The sequence below is a fragment of the Streptomyces sp. NPDC052773 genome, from assembly GCF_044547145.1.
GTDB lineage: Bacteria > Actinomycetota > Actinomycetes > Streptomycetales > Streptomycetaceae > Streptomyces.
Genome location: NZ_JBITZX010000014.1, coordinates 128,133 through 151,218, shown reverse-complemented (window position 1 = coordinate 151,218; position 23,086 = coordinate 128,133). Strand labels below are relative to the sequence as shown.

Genomic DNA, 23,086 nt, shown 5'->3' with positions numbered 1-23,086 from the left:
CGACCGCCGGGCGCCCGTCCCGCACCGCCTGCCCCGGCACCGCCCGCGCACCGCCCCTCGCACCGACGAAAGGGACTCGTGTGACGACGTACTCCACCGAACCACCGCTCGGCATCGCCGAGTTCACCGCGCTCACCCCGGACGAACGGGTCCGTGCCGCGCGGTGCGGCCGGGGCACGGCCGGACCCGCCGAGACCGCGCGGATCCTGCTGATGCTGGGCCGCCCGCGCACCTGCGTCCCCGGGCTGCTGGCCTTCTCCCTCGGCTGGACCGTGGCCGGCCCCGCCTTCGACGGGCGGTATGTGCTCGGGCTCGCCCTCACCCTCGCCTACGGGCTGCTCGCCAACCTCTACAACGCCCACACCGACCTGGAGGAGGACAGCCGCAACCTGCCCGGCCGCGTCTGGCTGCTGCTGCGCGCCGGGGACCGCCGCGTGGTCGCCGCCGGACACCTGCTCAGCCTGACGATCCTGGCCAGCGCGCCGCTCTACGGGGCGGACTACCTCGTCGCGGCGGTGCTCGCCCTGATCGGCGCCCACCAGTACTCGTATCCGCCGCTGCGTCTCAAGGCCCGCCCCGTCGCCGGCCTGTTCGCCTTCAGCCTCGCCGTGATCGGGCCGTTCGCGCTCGGCTACCGCGCAGGACCGCACGGCGGGCGCGCCCCCGGCGGCGAGGTGTGGGCGCTCGCCGCCTTCCTGACCGTCTGGTTCGTCGCCAAGGGCATGGTCAAGAACCTCCCCGACCACGACGGCGACCGCGCGGCCGGCCTGCGCACCTCGGCCACCGTCTTCCCCGACCGCGCCGCCGCGGCCCGCGCCGCCACCGCAACCACCCTCGTCGGCTATCTGAGCCTGCCGCTGCTGGTGCTCGGCGGCGCGCTGCCCGCGCTCACGCTGCTCGCCCTGCCCTGGGCGGTCCTCGCGTACGCGCAGTGCCGCGCCATGGCCAAGGCGCCGGACGCGGCCACCGCCAACCAGGTCCTCAAGCGGGACATGCTGCTGTCCACCGCGTTCCTGGCCACCCTCCTGGTGCTGAACGAGCCCGGCTGGGCCACCGGCTTCGCCGTCGCCCTGGGCGCGGCCGTGCTGCTGGGCAGCGACCGCGTCGCCCTGGACTCCCGCCGCTCGGAGGACGTCCGCAACCGGCCGGCCGACGGCCCGGCCCCGACCACCCCCCGGAAGGAGAGCGCGGCATGATCCGCAGCCGCATCCCCGGACCGCGCACCCCGGCCGCGTACGCCCGCGCCCTGCGTGAGTTCCAGCGGTCCCTGCCGCACGGGCTCACCCACCTGGCGCGCACCTACGGCGACGTGTGCGCCTTCGGCTTCGGCCCCGCCCGTACGGTCTTCCTGTTCGGCCCGGCCGCCAACGAGCGGGTCCTCGGCGACCCGGACACCTTCGTGTTCACCGGCGCCTACGACATGCTGCTCCCCATCGCCGGCGACACCGCCCTCGTGGTCACCGACGGGGCGCCGCACGACCGGGTCCGGCGGGCCGCCCGCCCCGCGTTCGGGCGCGCCGCCGTCGAACGCGCCACCCGGCTCATCGTCGACCAGGTCGACGCCGCCGCGCGCGCCTGGACCCCGGGCCGCCGGATCGACGTCTACCAGGAGCTGCGCGAGGCCGTCCGGACCGCGATGATCCGCGCCTTCTGCGGCCCCGAACTCGCCCGCCGCCGCCCCGAACTGACCGCCCACCTCGACCGGATCCACGACCTGATGGACTACCCGCTGCCACGCCAGCTCCTCGCCTGGAAGCTGCCCGGCCGGGCCCGGCGGCGGGCGCTCGACGGGGTCGCGGGCGTGGAGTCCCTGGTGTACGCGGAGATCGCGCGCCGCCGCCGCGAGACGGCGCCCGGACAGACCCCGGACGGGGACGATCTGATCGGTGTGATGCTGCGCGCCCGCGCCGACGACGGCTCCGCGATGACCGACCAGGAGATCCGGGACATGGTGGTCAGCGCCCTGATCGCGGGCTACGACCCGGTCAGCTCCGGCGTCGGCTGGGCCGTCTACCACCTGGTGTCCGAGCCGGGCGTGTGGGAGACGGCCCGCGAGGAGACCGCCCGTGTCCTCGGCGACCGCCCCGCCACCCCGGCGGACGCCCGCCGCCTGCACTACCTGGGCCGGGTCGTGTACGAGTCGATGCGGCTGCACCCGCCGGTGACGATGAGCCCGCGCCGCGCCCTGCGCGCCTTCACCCACGACGGTCACACCGTGCCCGCCGGCAGCCTCGTCGCCGTCTCCCAGTACGTCACCCACCGGCTGCCGCACCTGTGGCCGGACCCGGACGCCTTCCGCCCCGAGCGCTGGGACCGCGAGCAGCCCGGCCACCGGATGCCCACCCCCTTCGAGTACTTCCCCTACGGATACGGCACCCGGCGCTGCATCGGCAGCGGCCTCGCCGCGCTCGTCGTACCCGCCGTGCTGTCCCGCCTGGTCCAGAGCACCTCGCTGGAACTCCTCACCACCGACCCGCAGCCCGCCGGCATCCCCGCCCTGTTCCCCCGGGACGGTCTGATCGCCCGGGTCACCACCCGCACCCCGGCGGTGCACTCGTGACCGCCGCGGCGGGGCCGGACACGGGCGCGTTGTCCGCCGTCCCGCTGCCGGACGCCGGACAGGCCGGCGAGGCGCTGCGGATGCGGCACCTGATCTACGGCCAGCTGCGCTCCCGCGCGGTGTGCGCGATGGCCGAGCTGGGCCTCGCCGACCTGCTCGCCGCCGAGGGCCCCCTGACCGCCGACACGCTCGCCGGACGCACCGGCGCGCACCCGGAGTCACTGGCCCGGCTGCTGCGCGCCCTCGCGGCGTTCGGGGTCCTCGAGGCGGACGGCGGGGAACCGGCGCGGTACGCGCTGACCCCCCTCGGCGCCACCCTCCGCTCCGACGCGCCCGGCTCCGCGCTGCCCACCGCGCTGCTCGCGCTCGCCGCCACCGGCCCCGCCTGGCAGCGGCTGCCCGAGGTGGTGCGGGACGGCCGCCCCGCGTACGGCGCCGCACACGGCCGTGACTTCTTCGCCCACCTCGACGAGGACCCCTGGCTGCGCACGGTCTTCGACCGCTCCCAGGAGACCGGCCTCGCCCTCGAACTGCGCGGAGTCCTCGACGCCCTGGACCTCACCGGCACGCGCGTCGTGGTCGACGTGGGCGGCGGCGACGGCGCCCTGCTCGCCGGGCTGCTGTCCGCCCGGCCCCGGCTGCGGGGCGTGCTGGTGGACCGGCCGGCCGCGCTGCCCGCCGCCCGCGCCCGGTTCGCCGCGGCCGGCCTCGGGGAGCGCTGCGAGGCCGTCGAAGGGGACTTCTTCGGCACCCTCCCGTCCGGCGGCGACCTCTACGTCCTGCGGCACATCCTGCACGACTGGGACGACGACGCTTGCGTCCGCCTGCTGCGCTCCTGCCGCGCGGCGATGGCGCCCGGCGCCCGGCTGGCCCTGGTGGACCACATGACCGACCCCGCCGACGGTCCCGAACGCGCCGAGTGGGGCGCCCTGATGGACCTGTACATGATGACGCTGTTCGGCGGTGGCCGGGAGCGCGGCCGGGCGGAGACCGAGGCCCTGCTGCGCCGGGCCGGGTTCACGGTCACCGCCGTGACCCGGCTGCCGGGCGGCTCGGCGGTCGTGGAGGCCCGCCCGGCCGCCGCCGGCGAGGGCGCCCTGGACGCCGTACTGCACTGGATGAGCGGCTATCTCGGCAACCCGCACCCGGAGCTGGGCCGCCCCGGCGCGGTCTGCCCGTTCGTCGAGCCCGCGCTGCGCGCCGGCACGGTCCGCACCCGGGTGGTGACCGGGGTGGCCCCCGCCCGCGCGCGGGAGGAACTGCGCGCCCTGGTCGGGGAGATCGCCGACGACCTGGAGACCGCCGAGTGGGCGCACTCCAACCGCACCCTGCACACGGTCGTCGCCGTCCTGCCCGAACTGCCGCGCCCCCTGTGGCCGCTGCTGGACGAGGTGCAGGCCGAGCTGAAGGCACGCCTCGCCCGGCGGGGCATGATGCTGGGCCAGTTCCACCCGGACTGCCCGGAACCGGCCGCCCGCAACCCGCGCTTCCGGGTCTCCCGCTCCCCGCTGCCGCTGCTGGCGATCCGCCGCATGGCCCTGCACGACGTGCTCTTCCTGCACCGGGACCCCGCGCTGTTCGCGGAGTACCGGCGCCGGTTCGGCGACCGCTACGCACGCGGCACCGCCGTCGATCCGCTGTTCCGACAGGTGTACGAGGAGGCCGCACAGGCCATGTCCGAGGGAAGTGGGGCAAGGTGAGGGACTTCGACGAGCGCTTCGAGGCCTACATGCTGGGCCATACCAGCGAGGCGAGCCGCTGGATGCACGTCGCCGGGATGGCGGCGGCCCTGGGCGCCGCGGCGGTCGCCGCCCGGCGGCGCCGCGCCCGTGACCTGTGGGCCGTACCGGGGCTGTTCTTCTCGTTCGCCTGGACCGGCCACCTGGTCTTCGAACGGAACCTGCCGGTCGGGGTGACCGATCCGGTGGCCGCGTTCTCCGGGGACCTGAAGATGATCTGGATGATGGCGACCGGCCGGAACGCGGAGCTGAGGGAACTGGTGGACCGGCTGCTCGCCGAACAGGAGAAGGCGGCGGCACCGGCCCGGTCCCTCAACGCCGTGCCCGGTCCGCGGACGGACCGCCGGGCCTCCGCCTGACCCGGACGCCGAAGGGCCGTCCCGGTCGCCGCAGCGACCGGGGCGGCCCCGAGCCGTGCCGGGTGCTCACTCCTCCCTGGGCATCCCCGCCAGCACGTCCAGGATCACCGACTCCGGTATCCCGCCGACCAGTTCGGGCCCGTCCGGACCGGACAGCACGAAGGCCAGCCCGGTCATCGCCTTCTTGTCCAGCCGCATCAGCTCCAGCAGCTCGGCGTCCGCCGGACCGGCCGGCAACCGGTACGGAAGCCCGTACGACCGCACCACCTCCAGATGTTCGGCGACCTTCGCCTCGTCGATCCGCCCCAGCGCCCCGGCCAGCCGCCCGGCGAACACGGTGCCGATCGCCACCGCCTCGCCGTGCCGCAGCGCGAAGTCGGTGGCCCGCTCCAGCGCGTGCCCGAGGGTGTGCCCGTAGTTCAGGATGTGCCGGATCGAGTCGTCCCGTTCGTCCGCGGCGACGATCTTCGCCTTGCACGCCACGCTCGCCGCGATCTGCTCCACCAGCGGAAGCCCGCGCAGATCACCGGTGCCGATGAAGTGCGCGCGGGCGATCTCCCCGTACCCGTTGCGCCACTCGCGCTCGGGGAGGGTGGCCAGGAAGTCGGTGTCGCAGAGCACCGCCGTCGGCTGCCAGTACTGCCCGACGAGGTTCTTGCCCTGCGGCAGGTTCACCGCCGTCTTGCCGCCGACGCTGGCGTCCACCTGGGCCAGCAGCGTCGTCGGCAGATGGATCACCGGCAGCCCGCGGTGGTACAGCGACGCGGCCAGCCCCACGGAGTCGGTCGTGGTGCCGCCGCCCACGGACACCACCGCGTCCGCGCGGGTCAGCCCGTACTCGGCGAAGGCCCGGCACATCCGGTCGACGGTGGCGAGCCGCTTGTCCTCCTCACCGTCCCGCGCCTGGAGGTGCAGCGCGGGCACCCCCGGATCCGGCAGCATGTCGCGCGGCCGGGCGGAGACCACGGCCACCTTCCGGGCACCGAGCTCGGCGACGACCCCGGCCAGCAGGTGGCGTACGCCCGGACCGATGTGGACGGGGTAGGAACGCTCGCCCAGTGCCACGTCGATCCGGTGTGCGGAACGCGTGTCCGCGGTCGTGACAGCAGTCATCTAGGAGTCCTTTCGGTCGTGGGGGAGATCGTGGAGCAGGTCGTGGGGGAGGTCCGGTACGCCTGTGAAGAAACGGTTCTTCGTCGGGTTCGCGGGGTTCGCGGGGTCCACGGGGTTCACGCCGACTGGAGCGCCGTCGCACCGGCCAGCGTCACCGGGACCGGCGTGCCCGCCGCGAGCGCGGTGCGCACCGCCCGCGCCGCACGGGCCCCGGTACGGGCGGCGACCCCCAGCCGGTCATGGGTGAGCAGAACGTGGTCGTAAAGGAGGAAGTTGACCGGGACCCCGTCCTCGCGGCCCGCCGCGATCAGATCGCGGACCTCCGTGACGTAGGCGTCCCACAGCCCCTCGCCGCCCGGCAGCCGCCCGCAGACCGGGGCCAGCGCCCACGCGTCCGCCTGCGCCGCCAGCTCCACCCGGTCCGCCGGGGCGAGCACGTCGGTGCCGAACTGCCAGAAGTGAAAGAGGAACGCGGCCCGCTCCTTCTCGGCGGTCAGCGCGCTCAGCCGCCACAGGTGCGCGGCGGCCAGCCACTGCCGCCGCTCCTCGTCCAGCCGGTTCCCGCGCAGCAGCTCCAACGCGAACGTGCTGGACACGGTGGCCAGCCGGTCGGCGAGCCGCAGCGTGCGGGGCGTGCGGTACTTGGCCGTCTCGGGAAGGTGCGCACCCGTGATCATCGGCCAGTTGTGCTCGGAGGTCTGGGCACGCAGCCGGCGCTCCAGCTCCTTCAGCACCGGCTCGGTCGAGTGGAACCACAACCCGAGGTCGGGGCCGGTGACCGGACCCGGGCGGCCGAACCGCCACAGCGCGTCCGGGTCCTCGGCGCGCAGATGGGCGACCAGATCGGCGGTCATCGTGGAGAGCACCCGCGCGGTGTGCTCCTCCGGGCGGCTGCGCATCGGGTTGGGGAGCCGGACGAAGAGCCATTGACGGTTCATCGCGGAAATCACCTCACGCGAGTCAGGGGGAAAAGGGCGGATTGCGGCTGAGATTAGGGTCCGCGCGGGGCCCTAACCCGGCGACGGGGCAGGCCGGTCCGCCCGCGCGGAAAGATAGGGAGGAGTTAGGGGGAGGGCAGGGTGGTGACACCCCGAGAGCACGGGTCCCGGGGGTCCGTGCTGGAGGGGCGATGGAGGCCGGGTTACCGGCGGATGGGTCGCGATCCGGACACTCGCCGCCATGAGTGGCATCACGGGTTTCCTCGGCATCGACGTCGGTGGCACCAAGGTCGCCGTCCGGGTGGAGGGCGCGGGCGCCGACCCGTACCGCACCACCTTCCGCTGGTCCGCCCACGGCGGCGTGGCCGACGACATGGCGGCCCTCGCCCGCACCCTCGCCGAGGTACGGCGCCACTGGCCCGGGCCGCTGCGCGCGGCGGGCGTGGCCATGCCGGCCACCCTGGACGCCGCGGGCCGCGTCACCACCTGGCCCAACCGGCCCTCCTGGGCGGGCCTCGACCTCGCCGCGGAACTTCGGGCGATGCTGCCCGGCACGGAGGTGGCCTGCGCCGACGACGGCGATCTCGCGGCGCTCGCCGAGGCGCGGGCGGCGGGCCTCGACGACCTCCTCTACCTCGGTATCGGCACCGGGATCGGCGGGGGAGCGGTGGTCGGCGGGAAGCTGTTCCCCGGGTCCGCACGCGGATCGTTCGAGATCGGGCACCTCGTCGTCGACCGCTGCGGCGCACGCTGCGACTGCGGCCGGGTCGGCTGCGTGCAGTCCCGGGCCTCCGGGCCGGCGATCCTGCGCCGCGCGGCCGAGCTGCGGGACGCGCCGGTCGAGCCCGGCGAGCTGCGCGAGGCCTGGTCGCGGCAGGAGTCGTGGGCCGTGGTCGCCGTCGACGAGGCGTGCGCGGTGCTCGCCGCGGCGGTGGTCGGCACCGCGGAGCTGCTGCATCCCTCGGCCGTCGTGGTCGGGGGCGGTTTCGGTGATGCCTTCCCCGAGGTGACGGCGCTGGTCGAACGGCACGCGCGGGCGCTCGCCCGTCCCGGCCGGCCGGCCCCGCCGCACCTGCCCGCCCGGCTCGGCGGCCTGTCCTCCCTGCACGGCGCCCTGCACCTGGCACGGACTCTGCCGATCCCCGTGTCCGCGACCTGATGGCACGTCAACTTGTCTTCGCTCGCCCAGAATTCCCTGTCCGACCTGCGGTTTCCTCCACCCCGGCCGACCCCGGACACCCAGTGGGTGCGGGATTCCCGGCGAGTGGACCGGGACCCGGATAGTGGTCACTGCTCAGGCCATGGATGCGAACCGCCCACCTGGCCCGCCTTCCGAAATCCCTTGCGTCCCAACGAACTTCCTTAGGAGTGCCGTGCACACCAGACGAACGATTCTCCGGGCCGGAGCCGGTGCGGGACTGGCGCTCACGGCATCCGCCGTCGCCGCCGGCGGTGTGACCGCGGCGCAGGCCTCGGCCGCCGGCGCCGCGGACTTCGGTGGTCTCGGCTCGCGGTTGCAGGGCGACCTCGTCCTCCCCGGAGACAGCCGCTACGCCCTCGCCAAGCAGAACCAGTTCGCGGAGTTCGACGCGGTCAACCCGACGGCCGTCGCCTACTGCGAGACCCCCGCCGACGTCCAGGCCTGCGTCAACTTCGCCCGCGAGAACGGCATATCCGTGCGCACCCGCAGCGGCGGCCACAACTACCGGGGCTGGTCCACCGGCGAGGGCCTGGTCGTCGACGTCTCCCGGCTGCGCCACGCGACCGTCGGCTCCACGACCGTCCGGGTCGGCCCGGGTCTGCAGTCCATCGACGCGTTGCACGCCCTCGCCCCGCACGGCAAGCAGGTCATCGCGGGCACCTGTCCGACGGTGTGCCCCGGCGGCTTCCTCTCCGGCGGCGGCATCGGCTACCAGACCCGCAAGTTCGGCATGGGCAGCGACCGGCTCCGCTCGGTCCAGCTGGTCCTCGCCGACGGCCGTCTGGTACGCGCCTCGGCCAACCAGTACTCCGACCTCTTCTGGGGTCTGCGCGGCGGTGGCGGCGGCAACTTCGGCATCGTCACCGAGTTCGAGGTCGCCCCGATCGCCGCCCCGACCATGGTGTTCTTCAACACCACCTGGTCGTGGGACAAGGCCGAGGAGGTGTTCGCCGCCTGGCAGACCTGGCAGCTGACCAGCTCCGTGAACCTCGGCTCCGCCCTGATCTTCATGCTCCCCGACGCCGCCCCCGGCGCCGTCCCGGAGATCATTGTCACGGGTGGCTACCACGGCCCCGAGTCCGAGGCGATCGCCGCGCTGGACCAGCTGACCGCCCTGGTCGGCGCCCAGCCCACCAGCCGCTTCCACAGCGACCTGCCCTACCACGAGGCGATGAAGACCGCCTACGGCTGCGGTGACCTCACCCAGGACCAGTGCCACCGCGAGGGCACCGGCCCGGACGCCCTGCTGCACCGCACCGGCTGGCTGCGCGAGGCGTACCGGTTCTTCGACCGGCCGTTCTCCGCGAGCGACCTGAACCGCATCATCACCGCCTGGGACGGCGACCGGGTGGCCGGCCAGCGCCGCTTCCTGCACTGCATGGCGGTCGGCGGCAACGCCAACCGGATCTCGCCCACGGCGACCGCGTTCCCGCACCGCACCGCGAACTTCATCGTCGGCTTCACCACCCAGCTCGACCAGCCGACCAACCCGGACGCGGAGGCCGCCGCCGAGGCGCTCGTCGCGAAGGGCGCGGCGCTGCTGGACCCGCTGGGCACCGGCGCCTACGTCAACTTCCCCGGCTCCGACCTGCCGGACTGGGCCACCCAGTACTACGGCGACAACTACCTGCGGCTGAAGGACGTCAAGCGCCGCTACGACCCGGCCAACTTCTTCCGCCACCCGCGCAGCATCGGCAGCACCTCGCAGTGACGTACCCATCCGACGGAACCGAGGGGAATCCATCATGAGCAAGTCGACCGGGCGCGGCACCGCGGTGGTGATCGGCGCCGGCATCGCGGGCCTGTCCGCGGCCAAGGCCCTGTCCGACGCGTTCCAGCAGGTCGTGGTCGTCGACCGGGACGAGCTGCCCCAGTCGGGCGAGCCGCGCCGCGGGGTGCCGCAGGGCCAGCACTCGCACGTGCTGCTGGTGGCCGGCCAGCGGGCCCTGGGGGAGCTGTTCCCCGGCCTGATGGACGAGCTGACCGAGCGCGGCGCGGTGATCTTCGACTCGGGTGAGGACCTGCACCTGTACCGGCTGGGCGCCGCCTGGGAGCCGGTCCACAGCGGGCAGCCGTTCGTGTCGATGACCCGGCCGCTGCTGGAGTACACGCTGCGTCAGCGGGTCGAGGCCCTGCCCAACGTGACGATCCGTCCGGGCACCTCGGTCTCCGGGCTCGCCGGCGCCGACGGCCGGGTCACCGGCGTCCTGCTGGACGGCGACGAGCGGCTGGCCGCCGACCTCGTGGTGGACTCCACCGGCCGCGGCAGCCGCAGCGACCGCTGGCTGTCCGCGCTGGGCTTCCCCACCCCCGAGGTGGAGGAGGTCAAGGTCAACGTCGGCTACGTCAGCCGGCTCTACCGGGCCAAGCCCGGCGACCTGCCGGTGCAGGCGGCGTTCGTGCAGCCCACCCCGCCCGCCGAGAAGCGCATCGGCGCCGCCCTGCTGGTCGAGGGCGACCGCTGGCTGGTGTCGGTCGGCGGCTGGCACCGCGACTACCCGAGCGCCGACGAGGACGGCTTCCGCCGGCACGCGGAGAGCCTCCCGGACCCGATCATCGCCAAGCTGATCACCCAGGCGGAACCGCTCACCGAGCCGGTCGCCTTCCAGTACCCGGCGAACCGCCGCCGCCACTTCGAGCAGCTGGAGACGGTCCCGAGCGGCTACCTCGCCCTCGGCGACTCCATCTGCAGCTTCAACCCCCTCTACGGGCAGGGCATGACCTGCGCCGCCCAGGAGGCACTGGCCCTCGGCAAGCTGCTCGACGAGCACGAGGGCGTCACGGCCGAACTGTCCAAGGCGTTCTACCAGGCCGCCGCGGGAGTGCTGTTCGTACCGTGGCAGGCCGCCATCGGCGGGGACTTCGACTACCCCGAGACGGCCGGCCGACGGCCCTCCGCCGCCGAGCTGTTCGGCCGCTACTCCATCCAGGTGCAGCTGGCCGCGCAGGTCTCCGGCGAGGTCAGAAAGCTCGTCCTCGCGGTGCAGCACCTGCTGGAGCCGCCGATGGCCCTGTGGGCGCCGTCGGTGATCGCCGAGGCGGTCCGCGCCGCCCGGCACGCCCCCGAGGGCACCGAGCCGGAGTTCGGGTACGGCGCCCACGGCCGCCCGCTGTGGACGGCGTACGACCGCGACGCCGAGACGATACGCGCCGCACTGCGCGCGGCGGGCTGCCGTGAGTTCAGCGACCGGCAGACCGGCTTCGCCGTCGAGGGCGGCGAGCCGATCCTGGTCGCCTGCCTCGACGGTGACCTGATCGCGGCCGGGGAGCTCGACCGCTACGCCGAGGCCATCGGCGCGGCCGGTTTCACCGCCACCCCGGACGCCGACGACCCGACCCTGCTGCGCGCGGTGCCCTCCCGGGCTCCGGGTGATGCGGGCTGACAGCCGCCGGACGCGGGCGGCCACCGGCTCACGCCGGACCGCCCGCCGGCTCTCCCTGGTCCTGCTCCGCCACCTGCGCCGCGTCGTATGCGGCGCGGGAGGCGCTGATCGCGGCGCGGTTGCGTTCCGCCCAGTCCATCAACGTGAGGAAGGCGTCATGCAGTTCACGGGCGCTGTCGGTCACGCTGTAGACGACCTTCGCCGGCACGGTGGGGTAGACGGTACGCACCAGCAGGCCGTCGCGTTCCAGGCTGCGCAGCGTCAGGGTGAGCATCCGGCGGCTGATGCCCGGGATGGAACGTTCGAGCTCGGTGAAGCGGACCGGCTTCTCGGCCGCCGCGAGGATGATCTGGATGCTCCACTTGCCGCTGATGCGGTCCAGCACCTCGCGCACGGCACACGGCTCCCCGACATTTTCGAGCTCCACGTCCGGGCTGACCTCGACGGTTACACCGCTGTTCCGTTGGGACATGAAAGTGCCTCCTTCCCTGGTCAGCCATCGTTACAGATGATGAGTCCAGTAACAAGCCGTAACCCGGGCTCACGAACAGGGACCTAGATAAACCCCCCTCAGAAAGGAAAACGGCATATGTCTGCCGAAGCTCTCGCCCGGCCCGGAGGACGGCCGGGGCCGAAGATGGCGCTGCTGGCGTTCTGCATGCTCATCTTCTCCATCGACTACAACATCGTGTACGTGGCGCTGCCCGAGATCGGCCGCGAGGTCGGCTTCTCCGCGCAGTCCCTGCAGTGGGTCGTCAGCGCCTACTCCGTCGGCCTCGGCGGCGCCCTGCTGCTCGGCGGCCGGGCGGTCGACCGGCTCGGCGCCCGCCGGATGCTGATCCTCTCCCTCGGCCTGTACGGGGTCGCCTCGATCGCCGGCGGTCTCGCCACCGACCCGGGCCTGCTCGTCGCCGCGCGCGTCGTCCAGGGCCTCGGCGGCGCCCTGCTCTTCCCGGCCACCCTCTCGCTGATCAACACCAGCTTCGAGGAGGGCCCGGTCCGCAACAAGGCGTACGCGGTCTGGGGCACGGCCGGCGCGTCCGGCGCCATCATCGGCTCCCTCGTCGGTGGTCTGCTCACCAACTACCTGGGCTGGGCCTGGGTGTTCTTCGTCAACGTGCCGCTGTGCGTGCTCGCCGTCGTCGGCTGCTACGCCTGGCTGGCGCCCGACGCCATCAGCGGTGACTCCCGCAAGTTCGACATCCCCGGCGCGCTGCTCGCCACCGCCGCGTCGACCCTGCTGGTCTTCGGCCTGATCAACGGCCCGGAGGCGGGCTGGGGCTCCACCCAGACCCTGACCACGATCGCGCTCGGCCTGGTCCTCGGTGCCGCGTTCTTCGTCATCGAGGCCAAGACCAACGACCCGCTGGCCCCGCCGCGCCTGTTCGGCTACCGCGGTCTGCTCACCGCGATCCTGATCATCTTCGTCTTCCAGGGCGCCATCAACACCCTGCACTACCTGTTCTTCATCCAGCTCCAGGACGTCCTCGGCTACAGCCCGCTGGAGGCCGGCCTCGCCTTCCTGCCGATGAGCGCGGTCGCCATGCTCGGCTCCAGCAAGCTGCTGCCGGCCGTCGTCAAGCGCTGGGGCGTCCGCGGGGCGCTGTTCTCCGGCCTGATCGGTGTCGGCGCCTCGATGATCGTCCTGTCGCTGACGATGTCCACCAACGCCAGCTTCTGGCCGCTGCTCCCCGGTGTCCTGCTGTGGGGTCTGTTCGCCGGCATGATCTACCCGGCGATGTTCATGGCCGCCGGTTCGGACGCCGCGCCGGACGAGCAGGGTGTCGCCTCCGGCCTCACCCAGACCTCGGCCCAGATCGGCGGCGCGGTCGGCATGGCCCTGCTCATCGCGGTCGCCAACGCCGGCCTGGACCTGAGCGAGGGCGCCTCCAACCCGATCGGCGACGTGGTCGACGGCCTCCAGCTGTCCGCCCTGGTCGGCGGTATCGCCGCCATCGCCGGTGCCTTCCTGGCCTTCCGCATCAAGTCCCAGAAGGCCGCGGAGCAGGCCGCCCCGGACGCCGTCACCGAGGCGACCCCGGAGCGCGAAACCGCCCACTCCGCGTAACCCACCCCGAACAGCCCGCCACCGACGCCTCCCCCGTCGTCGGTGGCGGGCCCTTTTCCCACCTGGCAAAGCATCGAGGGCCCCTCCCCGGAGGGGCCCTCCGCGTGTACGGGGACGGTTGCCGCGGTACGGCGGCGAGGGGGGGAGGACGCGGTAGGGCGTCGATGGGGACCGGTGTCGTAGCCCCCCGAGCGGGCCCCCGGCTGCCCCGGGCCCGCCGGGCGCCTGGCGCCCCAGGGCACCGGCACAGGTAACCGACGGCGGCCCGGGCAACGCCCGCGGGCACCGGCCGCCGCACCGGCGCAGGACCGCACGCGGCGCCTGACACCAGCCGTGCCCGCGGCACCGGCACCGGCACCGGCACCGGCGCCGAAGCTGCGGCACGGGCCTCTCGCGGCACCCGCCACGGCCCTGCTCGCGGCACCAGCTCCAGCATGGGCACCGCACGTGGCACCGGCATCGGCACGGACACCGCACGCAGCACCGACTCGGGCACCGCACGCAGCACCGACTCGGGCACCGGCACCGGCGGCGCCCCGCGCCCGAGCGGCGGACAGGGCGCGGCGGGCCCGCAGGGGCCGCCCCTGCCGGCTGCCGCCCCCTGCCGTACGACGACGTGCCGGCGGAGGCCTTCGCCGGCGCCCGCATGCGACGGTGCCCCACCCGGTCGGACCGGGTGGGGCACCGTCGTAGGGGGAGGGGGATCAGCCCTCGGGCACCAGGATCGTCTGGACCGCGTTCTCGTAGTCCGCCGGCTTCACCAGGACGCGGATCTCCTGCTTGCCGTCGACCACCTTGATCATGCGCTTGCCGATCAGGGTCAGCTGGCCGTTCTCCAGGGCGCGGCCCTTGATGAGGGTGACCGCGGAGTTCAGCTCGCGGGCGTACGCGCGCAGGCTGGGCTCGCCGCGCCACTCGGAGAGGTCGCGGGTGACGTCGTGGAAGCGGTAGATGACCTCCCAGGCGCCCTCCGCGGGGCGGCGGCCGAGGACCCACCAGTCGCCGTCCCGGTCGAGGCGGTACCCGCAGCCGTACTGCTCCTGCACCCCTTCGGCCAGCCGCAGCGGCTCGATGAACGACGGACCGGCGAACCCGACGTCCACCAGCCACCGCTCCTCGCCGAACCGCACGACGTGGAACATGTGCTCCAGCTCGGGGCCGAAGTCCCCGTTCGCCATCCGCACCCCGGCCGACATGATGGCCACGTCGAAGCCGAGCCGGCCCAGCAGCGTGCGGAACAGTCCGCTGATCTCGTGGCAGACCCCGCCCCGGCCCCCGGTGATGACCGCGGCGAACGTCGCGTCGACGTCGATGTCGACGTACTCCCAGATGTCCAGCCCCCGCTCGGAGTTGAGCGCGTTGTCGAACGGCACCCGCATCAGGTGCAGCTTGTGCAGCGTCCGCAGCAGCTCCGGAGTGGGTTCCAGCGGACCGTCGTAACCCAGTTTCTTCAGATAGGCGTCGACGTCGAACATGGTGGGCCTCCTTGGCTCGGCCTTGTCGATCAGTGGTGGAGGTGATGGTGGAGAGGGAGGTGGAGGTGGGGTGCGGGTGGAGGTGCGGGTGGTGGAGGTGGAGGTGCGGGTGGTGGAGGTGCGGGTGGTGGAGCGGGAGGGGGAGCGGGCCGGGTCAGCCCGCCTTCGAGGCGTTCGGCCACAGATCCGACGGCAGGTCCTGACGTCGCTGGATCTTCAACTTCCGGTAGACGCGGGTCAGATGCTGTTCCACCGTGCTCGGCGTGACGAAGAGCTTCGCCGCGATCTCCCGGTTGGTGTAACCCATGACCGCGAGCGAGGCGACCCGCATCTCCGAGCCGGTCAGCTCGTCGATGCGGGTGCGGTGGTGGTCCGGCATCGGCTCGGCACCGACCGGCGCGGAGCCCTCCGCCCCGGCCAGCAGCTCCTGGGTGAGCGGCTGCGCCTCGCACGCCTTGGCGACGTGCAGGCTCTGCCGGAACAGCATCCGCGCCCGGCGCTGCTCGCCCAGCGCGTTGTACAGCCGGCTCATGTCGGCCAGCACCCGCGCCTGTTCGAACCGGTCCCCGGCCGACTCCAGCAGCTCCAGCGCCTCGGCCAGCAGCTGGAGCCCCCGCCCGGGCGGGCAGGTCGCGGCGTACAGCCGCAGCGCGATGCCACGGGTACGGCCGCCGCTCGCGCCGGGCCGGGTCAGCTGCTCGTGGATGAGCTGCTTGGCCCGGTCGGTGTTGCCCAGCCGGATGCACGCCTCGGCGGCCCCGGCCCGCCACGGCACCGGCCCCAGCGCCTGGATGCCCCACTTGCGCTGAAGCTCCCCGCAGGACAGGAAGTCGCCGAGGGCGGCACGGTGGTGGTTGGTGGCCAGATGGTGCACGCCGCGCGCCTGGAGGAACGGCAGCCCGTACCAGCTCTCGTACATCGCCGTCGGCACCGCCTGCGACAGATGGCGCAGCGCCTCGTCGTAGCGGCCCATGCGGGTGGTGGCCACGATCAGGCTGGACAGCGGCAGCCCGATGGCCACCCCCCACGCCTTCGCGGGCAGCAGTGCCAGCGCCGCACGGGCCCGCTCGACCGCCGTGGTGAGGTCGCCCTGGCGGACCGCGACCTCGGCGCGCACCGCGAGGAAGACGGCCTGCCAGGCCGGAGTGGCGCGCTCGGCGGCGTCCAGCGCGAGCCGCTCGCACCACTCGGCGGCACTGTCGGCGCGGTCGCCGTGCAGCAGCGTGAGCAGCGCGAGGACGGCGGCCTCCTCGGACCAGTACGCGGACCGGCTCAGCCGCAGGTCCCACAGGCCCTGTTCGGCCCGCTCGACCGCCTCGGGGTGGTCGCGCACCAGCTGTCCGGCGAGTGCGGCGGCCCGCCCCAGCCACGGTTCGCTGCGCAGCATCGCCACCACCGCGCCCTCGCCCATCCGCCCGGCACCGGAACGGCGCGGTCCGGGAACGGCGGGGCGTGCGGGGCGGGCCAGCGGCGGGTGCGCCCAGGACAGCCACTGCTCCAGGTCGGCCACCTCGCCGGAGGCGTCGGCGCGGCCGGCCGGGCCGCTGCGGATGCGCTCCAGCGCGTCCACGGCCTCCTCGGTCCGCCCGTGCCACAGCAACTGCCGTACCAGCAGCGCCGATTCGGGGAACCGCAGTCGTCCGGCCCGGTCCGCTGCGATCAGCTGCGGCAGATGCCGGGCGGCGGCGGCCGGGTCGGACTGGAACTCGGTGTGGGCGAGCCGGGCCAGGATCTCGGCCCGCTCGGCGAGGTCGCCGCTGGAGCGCTGGGCGAGTTCCAGGCAGGCGGCGGCCGCGGCGGGCCGGTCGGCCAGCAGCTCGTGGTCGGCGGCCTCCACCAGGACCCGTACGGCCCAGGGTTCGTCCGCGCGGCCCGCCTGAAGCAGATGCCGGGCCACCCGGCCGGGCTGCGCCCCGGAGTCGTAGAGCAGCCGGGCGGCCCGCCGGTGCAGGGCGGACAGTTCGCGCGGGGCGAGGTCGTCGAGGACCGCCTGGCGCACCGCCGGGTGGCGGAAGCGGCCCTCCTCGCAGAGCAGCCCGCAGGCGGTCATGGCGCGCGCGGTCGCCTCGACGGGCACCCCGGCGAGCGCGGCGATGGTGGCGTCGTCGGCCTCGGCGTCCAGTACGGCCAGGGCGCGGGCCAGCGCCAGAGCGCCCTCGTCGCCGCGGTGCAGGCAGCTCAGCAGCGCCAGGCTGTAGGAGTGGCCGGCGCTCTCGTCGCCGTCGGATCCCTCCCAGTCGTCGGCGAGGGCGCCGAGCAGCAGTGGGTTGCCGCCGGTGGCGGTGTGGAAGTACGGGGTGAGGCGCCGCGCGGTCTCCGGTCCGAGGCGCGGGGTGAGGAAGGCGGTGATCCCGGCCTCGCCGAGCGGGCCGACGCGCAGCCGGGTCAGCCCGGTCTCGCGCAGCAGCTCGGCGCGGAGCGGCAGGCTGGCGGACGGGACGTCGGTGTTGTCGGTGAGCAGGATGACGATCCGCGCCGAGCGCAGCCGGCGGGAGAGGTGGAGCAGGAGGCGCAGAGACGGTTCGTCGGCGTGCTGGACGTCGTCGACGGCGATGAGCAGAGGCACTTCGGCGGAACGTTCCAGCAGGGCGGCGCACAGATCGTCGGCGGACTGCGCGTCGGGGCCGGGACCGCCAGGGGTGCCGTAGCCGGGGATCCCGGCGTAGCGGCACAGCTGGTGCATCACGCCGAGGGCGTGGGTGCGTTCGGGCCGGGCGCAGATCGCGTGCAGCAGCCGGAACCCGGCGGCCTCCGCGCGGTCCGCGACGGCGTGCAGCAGTTCGGTCTTCCCGGTGGCGGACGGACCGTCGACCAGGACCATCCGCCCTCTTCCGGCGAGCGCGGCTTCCTGGACGCGGAGCAGCCGTTCCAGATGTTCCTCACGTTCGACAAGCATGCCTGATCCCCCATTGGTGGTTGCCGCTTCGCGGCGCGATCCACTATCCGCAGGGGTGTGCCATCGGCCGGGAATCGCCCATCCACTCGAACGCAAAAGCCCATGAACGCACGCTCGAAGAGGGTGGTCCGGACCATGCGGGATGGCGTGAAAACGAGGGGCGCGCGGGCGCGCGAGGGGCGCCCGGCCGGTGAAGGGGGAGTCACCGGCCGGGCGCCCTGGCCCGCCGCGAAGTGCGCTCGATCCGTGCCGGGTTCAGCCGACCACCTCCGCCACCGTCGGGCACAGGGCCAGCAGGTCCGCGGGCCGGAACAGGGTCGCGTCCGGCGCCGCGCCCAGCAGCTCGACCGTGTCGCACTCACCCCACAGCGCTGCCACCGCGTCGACCCCCGCACCGCGCGCCGCCTGGATGTCGGTGACCGCGTCACCCACCATCAGCGCGTCCTCCGCCCGCGCGCCGAGCAGGTCCAGGGCGTGCAGCACGATGTCGGGAGCCGGCTTGGCGCGGGCCACCTCGTCGGAGCCGATGACGTGGTCGAAGTGGTGGATGACACCGAGCTTGTCGAGCAGGTGCCGGGCCCGGTCGCCGGCCTTGCCGGTGGCGATCGCGGTACGGAAGCCGCGCTGCCGCAGCTCCTCGAGCATCCCGGTCACGCCGTCGAACATCGGCACCCGGTCGGCGAGCCGGTAGCTCTCCCGGACGAACGGCTGCTCCATCTCCAGCGGCAGCCCCATGATCCTCATGATGTCCGGGAAATATCGGCCCAGATGGCGCTCGTACTCGTCGAACGGCGCCTGCCCGTCCCCGACGACTTCCGCGTAGGCGATGGTGAACGCCTCCCGCATCACGGGGAAACTGTCGACGATCACTCCGTCGAGATCGAAGACGACCACGCTCTTGGGCTGCTGGAACGGGCCGGTGGATGTGCCGGTGACGGTTCCGGAGGACAAGGCGGTACCAGTGTTCACGGGGATCTCCCTGAAGGTGTGCGCAGGCAGCTCGGGCTGCGGTGTCAGACCGCCGCCGCGACCGGCCGCGCGGGGGCGGACCGGGCCCGGCGGGCGGAGCCGTAGAGGCGTTCGATGACGGCGATGGTGCGCGCCGCGTCAGCGACGGCCCGTCCCCGCTGCGCGGGATCGGCGAGCAGGTCCGGCAGGCCGTCGAGCTGACGGTCGTACTCCGCGCCGATGGGCTCCTCGTCGAACGGCACCGGCTCGGTCGTGCCCGCCCGGGTCAGCAGCAGCTCGGAGCCGCCCGCCCGGTTGGGGCTGAAGCCGAAGGTGCACCGCAGCGACACCGCGCCCGCGCTGCCCTCGACCCGGATCGTGGTGGTGTCCAGCGCCTCGTGCGAGGCCCAGCTGGCGCGCAGCGCCACGGAGACGCCGCCCGGGGTGACGAGGAAGCCGCGCGCGGTGTCCTCGACGTCCCCGCCGCCCTCCCCGGCCGGCTCGCGCCCGCGCCAGGAGGTGCCGTGCGAGGCCGCGTTGATGAAGTCGCCGGAGACGGTGCCGAGGGCCTCGTCGTAGCCGACGGGGCCGAGCAGGGTGCCGACCGTGTCCAGCAGATGCCAGCCGAGGTCGACCAGGGCGCCGCCGCCGGCCAGGCTGCTGCGGGTGAACCAGCCGCCGGTGTCCGGGACGCCCTTGGCCCGGACCCAGGCGACCTCGACGTGCCGCACCTCGCCCACCTCGCGGTCCACCGCGGCGGCCAGCGCCGCCACGTCCGCGCGGTGCCGGGCCGCGCTGCCCGCCAGCAGCACCGCCCCGCCCTCGCGTTCGGCCGCCGCCAGCTCCTCGGCCTCGGCCGAGCTGAGGCAGACCGGCTTCTCCAGGAAGACGTTCACGCCCCGGCGCAGCAGTCCCGCCGCGACGGGGGTGTGCAGATGGTTGGGTACGGCGACCACGGCGAGGTCGGCGATCTCCGCGGTGAGGTCACCGACGTCGGCGAGGACCCGCACCCGGGGTCCGGCCGCCGCCGCTGCCTCCTGGGCCGTGGGGGCGGGGTCCACCACGGCGGTCACCCGGTAGCGGGGGTGGCGGGCCAGCCGGGACAGCCAGATCTCCCGGCCCGCCCAGCCGAGCCCCACCACGGCCACGCGGACGGGGGGCGTCACAGCGTGGCCAGGGTGTCGGCGACGATGTCCGCGATCACGTGCATCTGCTCCTCCTCGGCGAGCAGGGTCCGGTGGTGCAGCCAGATCGTGTCCGCGTACACCGCCTCGGTGTTGGGGCAGCGGGCGGCGATCGACTCCAGCGACTCCTCGGGCGCGGCGTACTCCCAGAAGCCGTCGGAGCGGTAGATCGCGCGGAAGGCGGCGAAGGCCGGCAGCCCGCGCTCGATCAGGGCGTCGACCAGCTCGTTGCGGCGCTCGGCGCTCATGCCCGGCATCCGGAACATCGCCATGTAGTGCGGGTTGCGGGTGACGCGCTCGTCGATGACCTGCGGCTGTACGCCGTCGATCTCGCCCAGCAGCCGCGACAGCACCGGCCAGTTGCGCTCCCGGGTGTCGATCTGGCCGCCGAGCCGGGCCAGCTGGGCGCGCAGCACGCTCGCCGAGAACTCGTTCATCCGGAAGTTGGAGCCGGAGGTCTTGTGGTAGTACAGCCGGTCCGTGCTGGGCCGGCCGCAGCTGTGCCGCAGGAACGCGGTCTCGCGCTGCTCGGCGTCCTCGAAGGTGACCAGACCGCCTTCGCCGGCCGTCATCAGCTTGCCGTTCTGGAAGCTGAACGCGGCGACCGCGCCCAGCTCGCCGACCTTCCTGCCGTCCCACTCGGCGCCGTGCGCGTGCGCGGCGTCCTGGATCAGCGGCACGCCGCTGTCCGCGGAGAGCTTGGCGAGGGCGTCCATGTCGCAGATCTGGCCGGCCATGTGGACCGGCATGATCGCGGCGGTGCGCGGGGTGATGGCGTTCGCGGCGGCGGTCGGGTCGATGTTGAAGGTGCCCGGGTCGATGTCGACGGGCACGGCCACGGCGCCGAGCCGCTGGGCGGCCTGCGACGAGGAGATGAAGGTGAACGCGGGCACGATGACCTCGGTGCCCGGGCCCACGCCCAGCACCTGGAGGGCCAGCTCCAGGGCGTGCGTGCCGTTGGTGACGGCCAGGGCGTGCGGGGTGCCGTGGTAGGCGCCGAACTCCTCCTCGAAGGTGTCGACCTCGCTGCCGCCCATGCGCCACCACTGGCCCTGCTCCAGGGCGCGGATGAGACCGACGCGTTCCTCGTCCCCGTACTGGGGCCACACGGGGAAGTTCGGCTTGGGCCGGGAATCCTGGGTCATTTTGTTTTCCGCTCCTTGTGGTCCTGCTGGGTCCGTACCCGCTGTCGAAAGCGAATGTAGGGCCTGAAAGCAGCACCAGTCATCCCCCTACCGGAACCCCTAACGCACCCTGCGAATGCACCTGCTGAAGCCCTCTCAATTACCGGCACGGGAAGCGTGCAATAGCCTTTTTCTTGGTGGAGTCACCTTGGAGGCGAGATGAGCGAACTGCTGCTGTTGAACGGTCCGAACCTGGGCATACTCGGGCATCGTGAGCCCGAGATCTACGGCACCGAGACCCTGGCCGACATCGCCGATTCGATCGCCGATGAGATCGCGGAGCGAGGCTGGAAAGTCAAGCAGGTGCAGCATGACGTGGAAGGAGAGCTGGTACGAGCCATTCAGGAAAGCTATGACACGGTCGGGGCCATTGTGAATCCCGGCGCCCTGATGATCGCGGGCTGGAGTCTGCGCGACGCGCTGGCGAATTACCCGCGGCCGTGGATCGAGGTCCACATTTCGAATATCTGGGCGCGGGAATCCTTCCGGCACGAATCCGTGATCGCCCCGATCGCGTCCGGCCTCATCGCCGGACTCGGCGCCGACGGCTACCGGCTGGCCGCCCGCGCGCTGATGGCGAAGACCCCGGCCGGCGTCCGATGACCGGCACCGCGCTCACCGAGGGCCGCCCGTCCGCGGGCGGCCCCCCGGCGGATCCCGAGGCCTGGATCCGCCGCTTCGTCCCGGCCCCCGAGGCGCCGGTACGACTGGTCTGCCTGCCGCACGCCGGCGGCTCGGCGGCGTTCTACCACCCGGTCGCCCGCGCGCTGGCCCCCGGCGTCGACGTCCTGGCGATCCAGTACCCCGGCCGCCAGGACCGCCGTCACGAACCCGGCATCACCCGGCTCGACCGCCTGGCCGACCTGGTCGCCGAGGTGCTGGCACCCTGGACCGACCGCCCGCTCGTCCTGTTCGGGCACAGCATGGGCGCTCTGCTCGGCTACGAGGTCACCGCCCGGCTGGAGGCCGCCGGCACCCCGCCCCGGGCACTGATCGCCTCCGCGCGGCGCGCCCCCTCGCGCTACCGCGACGAGTCCGTCCACCGCCGCCCCGACGTGGGTGTGGTCGAGGAACTGCGGCTGCTGGGCGGCGTCGAGCGGGCCTTCCTCGAGGACCCCGAACTGCGCGCGATGATCCTCCCGGCCATCCGCAGCGACTACGAGGCGATCGAGACCTACCGCCACCCGCCGCGCCCCCCGCTGCGGACCCCCGTCACCGTCCTCACCGGGGACACCGACCCCCAGGTCACCCCCGAGGAGGCCGCCGCCTGGGCCGCCCACACCAGCGCCGCCTTCACCCGGCACACCTTCACGGGCGGCCACTTCTACCTCACCGAGCACATCCCCGAGGTCCTCGACCTCATCCGCGCGGCCACCGGCCGACGGGACTGAGAGCCGGCCCCGCGGGCCGAGGGTGAGACGGAGCACCCCCGCGGGCCACCGAGCGGGGCGGACCGGGCACGACACCGGGTCCGCCCCGCTCTCCGTGTGCGGGGATGCCGCACGAACGGCGCGCCGAAGTCGCCCCCACTCTCTGTCGCGCACCGTGTCGCTGTTGGGCCGAACGGGTGACTTGGCGTAAGAATTGGCTGGTGCAGGCGATGAGTGCGAGTCAGATCGGGGGGAGCCGGTGAACAGTCACGGTCACGACGTCACCGATGAACAATGGGAAGGGCTCGCCCAGGTCGTGCCGCTCAGGGGCCGCGACGCGTGGCCGTCCGCGGTGAACCACCGCACCCTGCCCGAGGCGGAGACGGAGACGCGCCGCCGGTTCGTGGTGCTGCGGGTCAACGTCTTCGCGGACGCCCGTGAGGTCGCCGAGACCCTCATGTCCGGGATCCCCGTCCTCCTCGACCTCACCGGCGCGGAGACCGAGGTCGCCAAGCGCGTCCTCGACTTCAGCACCGGCGTCGTCTTCGGCCTCGCCAGCGGCATGCACCGCGTCGACCGCAACGTCTTCCTCCTCACCCCACCCGGCACCGAGGTCCAGGGCCTGATGGAGGGCGCGAGCCTCCCCGGCGTCTGAGCACGGACGGACA

General features: G+C 73.6%; 19 protein-coding genes. 11 read left to right on the top strand and 8 right to left on the bottom strand.

Annotation, left to right across the window (positions count from 1 at the left end):
• Positions 1–80 precede the first annotated feature (80 nt).
• From ACIG0D_RS27720 to ACIG0D_RS27705, 4 genes are read left to right on the top strand one after another with little or no spacing between them, the layout of a single operon-like run.
• The gene (locus ACIG0D_RS27720) at positions 81–1,196 is read left to right on the top strand and encodes a UbiA family prenyltransferase (protein WP_399806051.1); all 1,116 of its coding nucleotides are present in this window, start codon (positions 81–83) and stop codon (positions 1,194–1,196) included.
• Positions 1,193–2,560 (top strand): cytochrome P450, encoded by a 1,368-nt coding sequence (locus ACIG0D_RS27715; RefSeq protein ID WP_399806049.1) that lies wholly within the window; start codon positions 1,193–1,195, stop codon positions 2,558–2,560. The genes ACIG0D_RS27720 and ACIG0D_RS27715 overlap by 4 nt, the downstream gene beginning before the upstream one ends.
• The gene (locus ACIG0D_RS27710; RefSeq protein WP_399806047.1) at positions 2,557–4,260 is read left to right on the top strand and encodes a DUF6875 domain-containing protein; all 1,704 of its coding nucleotides are present in this window, start codon (positions 2,557–2,559) and stop codon (positions 4,258–4,260) included. Before ACIG0D_RS27715 ends, ACIG0D_RS27710 begins: the two co-directional genes overlap by 4 nt.
• Positions 4,257–4,658, top strand: coding sequence for an Mpo1-like protein (locus ACIG0D_RS27705; protein WP_399806045.1), 402 nt, complete (start codon positions 4,257–4,259; stop codon positions 4,656–4,658). Before ACIG0D_RS27710 ends, ACIG0D_RS27705 begins: the two co-directional genes overlap by 4 nt.
• Positions 4,659–4,724: 66 nt before the next feature.
• Here ACIG0D_RS27705 and ACIG0D_RS27700 read toward each other — a convergent pair whose 3' ends face one another.
• Both ACIG0D_RS27700 and ACIG0D_RS27695 read right to left on the bottom strand, forming a co-directional pair.
• A complete protein-coding gene (locus ACIG0D_RS27700) occupies positions 4,725–5,771 on the bottom strand; it encodes a 3-dehydroquinate synthase family protein (RefSeq protein ID WP_399806043.1) in 1,047 nt (348 codons plus the stop codon).
• Positions 5,772–5,887: 116 nt separating this feature from the next.
• On the bottom strand, positions 5,888–6,709 hold the full coding sequence (locus tag ACIG0D_RS27695) for a lantibiotic dehydratase C-terminal domain-containing protein (protein WP_399806040.1): 822 nt from the start codon (positions 6,707–6,709) through the stop codon (positions 5,888–5,890).
• A gap of 241 nt (positions 6,710–6,950) precedes the next feature.
• Here ACIG0D_RS27695 and ACIG0D_RS27690 point away from each other — a divergent pair, with 241 nt between their 5' ends.
• The 3 genes from ACIG0D_RS27690 to ACIG0D_RS27680 all read left to right on the top strand — a co-directional run bounded on the left by ACIG0D_RS27690 (position 6,951) and on the right by ACIG0D_RS27680 (position 11,293).
• The gene (locus ACIG0D_RS27690; RefSeq protein WP_399806038.1) at positions 6,951–7,868 is read left to right on the top strand and encodes an ROK family protein; all 918 of its coding nucleotides are present in this window, start codon (positions 6,951–6,953) and stop codon (positions 7,866–7,868) included.
• A 214-nt stretch (positions 7,869–8,082) separates the two neighbouring features.
• The gene (locus ACIG0D_RS27685) at positions 8,083–9,621 is read left to right on the top strand and encodes an FAD-binding oxidoreductase (RefSeq protein WP_399806036.1); all 1,539 of its coding nucleotides are present in this window, start codon (positions 8,083–8,085) and stop codon (positions 9,619–9,621) included.
• A 34-nt stretch (positions 9,622–9,655) separates the two neighbouring features.
• Positions 9,656–11,293 carry an FAD-dependent oxidoreductase gene (locus tag ACIG0D_RS27680; RefSeq protein WP_399806033.1) on the top strand — a complete coding sequence of 546 codons (1,638 nt, stop codon included), beginning with the start codon at positions 9,656–9,658 and terminating at the stop codon, positions 11,291–11,293.
• Positions 11,294–11,321: 28 nt separating this feature from the next.
• Here the strand turns inward: ACIG0D_RS27680 and ACIG0D_RS27675 are convergent, their stop codons facing one another.
• Positions 11,322–11,765 (bottom strand): winged helix-turn-helix transcriptional regulator, encoded by a 444-nt coding sequence (locus ACIG0D_RS27675; protein WP_399806031.1) that lies wholly within the window; start codon positions 11,763–11,765, stop codon positions 11,322–11,324.
• Between the two features lie 117 nt (positions 11,766–11,882).
• On the opposite strand from ACIG0D_RS27675, the gene ACIG0D_RS27670 reads away from it, so the two are divergent.
• A complete protein-coding gene (locus ACIG0D_RS27670) occupies positions 11,883–13,361 on the top strand; it encodes an MFS transporter (RefSeq protein WP_399806029.1) in 1,479 nt (492 codons plus the stop codon).
• 704 nt (positions 13,362–14,065) lie between these two features.
• Here ACIG0D_RS27670 and ACIG0D_RS27665 read toward each other — a convergent pair.
• From ACIG0D_RS27665 to ACIG0D_RS27645, 5 genes are all read right to left on the bottom strand, one after another.
• Positions 14,066–14,836 carry an arylamine N-acetyltransferase gene (locus ACIG0D_RS27665; RefSeq protein ID WP_399806027.1) on the bottom strand — a complete coding sequence of 257 codons (771 nt, stop codon included), beginning with the start codon at positions 14,834–14,836 and terminating at the stop codon, positions 14,066–14,068.
• 154 nt (positions 14,837–14,990) lie between these two features.
• Entirely contained in the window at positions 14,991–17,732 is a 2,742-nt protein-coding gene (locus tag ACIG0D_RS27660; RefSeq protein WP_399806025.1) for an AAA family ATPase, read from the bottom strand.
• 255 nt (positions 17,733–17,987) lie between these two features.
• A complete protein-coding gene (locus tag ACIG0D_RS27655) occupies positions 17,988–18,701 on the bottom strand; it encodes an HAD-IA family hydrolase (protein WP_399806023.1) in 714 nt (237 codons plus the stop codon).
• 44 nt (positions 18,702–18,745) lie between these two features.
• Complete coding sequence (locus tag ACIG0D_RS27650) at positions 18,746–19,846, bottom strand: Gfo/Idh/MocA family protein (protein WP_399806021.1); 1,101 nt, start codon at positions 19,844–19,846, stop codon at positions 18,746–18,748.
• On the bottom strand, positions 19,843–21,009 hold the full coding sequence (locus tag ACIG0D_RS27645) for a DegT/DnrJ/EryC1/StrS family aminotransferase (RefSeq protein WP_399806019.1): 1,167 nt from the start codon (positions 21,007–21,009) through the stop codon (positions 19,843–19,845). Before ACIG0D_RS27645 ends, ACIG0D_RS27650 begins: the two co-directional genes overlap by 4 nt.
• A gap of 198 nt (positions 21,010–21,207) precedes the next feature.
• Between ACIG0D_RS27645 and ACIG0D_RS27640 the strand changes: the two genes are divergently transcribed.
• The 3 genes from ACIG0D_RS27640 (at position 21,208) to ACIG0D_RS27630 (ending at position 23,073) form a co-directional block, all read left to right on the top strand.
• Entirely contained in the window at positions 21,208–21,651 is a 444-nt protein-coding gene (locus tag ACIG0D_RS27640) for a type II 3-dehydroquinate dehydratase (protein ID WP_365765379.1), read from the top strand.
• Positions 21,648–22,439, top strand: a complete 792-nt coding sequence (locus tag ACIG0D_RS27635) for a thioesterase II family protein (RefSeq protein WP_399806016.1) — start codon at positions 21,648–21,650, stop codon at positions 22,437–22,439. The genes ACIG0D_RS27640 and ACIG0D_RS27635 overlap by 4 nt, the downstream gene beginning before the upstream one ends.
• A 238-nt stretch (positions 22,440–22,677) precedes the next feature.
• Entirely contained in the window at positions 22,678–23,073 is a 396-nt protein-coding gene (locus ACIG0D_RS27630) for a cell division protein SepF (protein ID WP_365765383.1), read from the top strand.
• Positions 23,074–23,086: the final 13 nt, after the last annotated feature.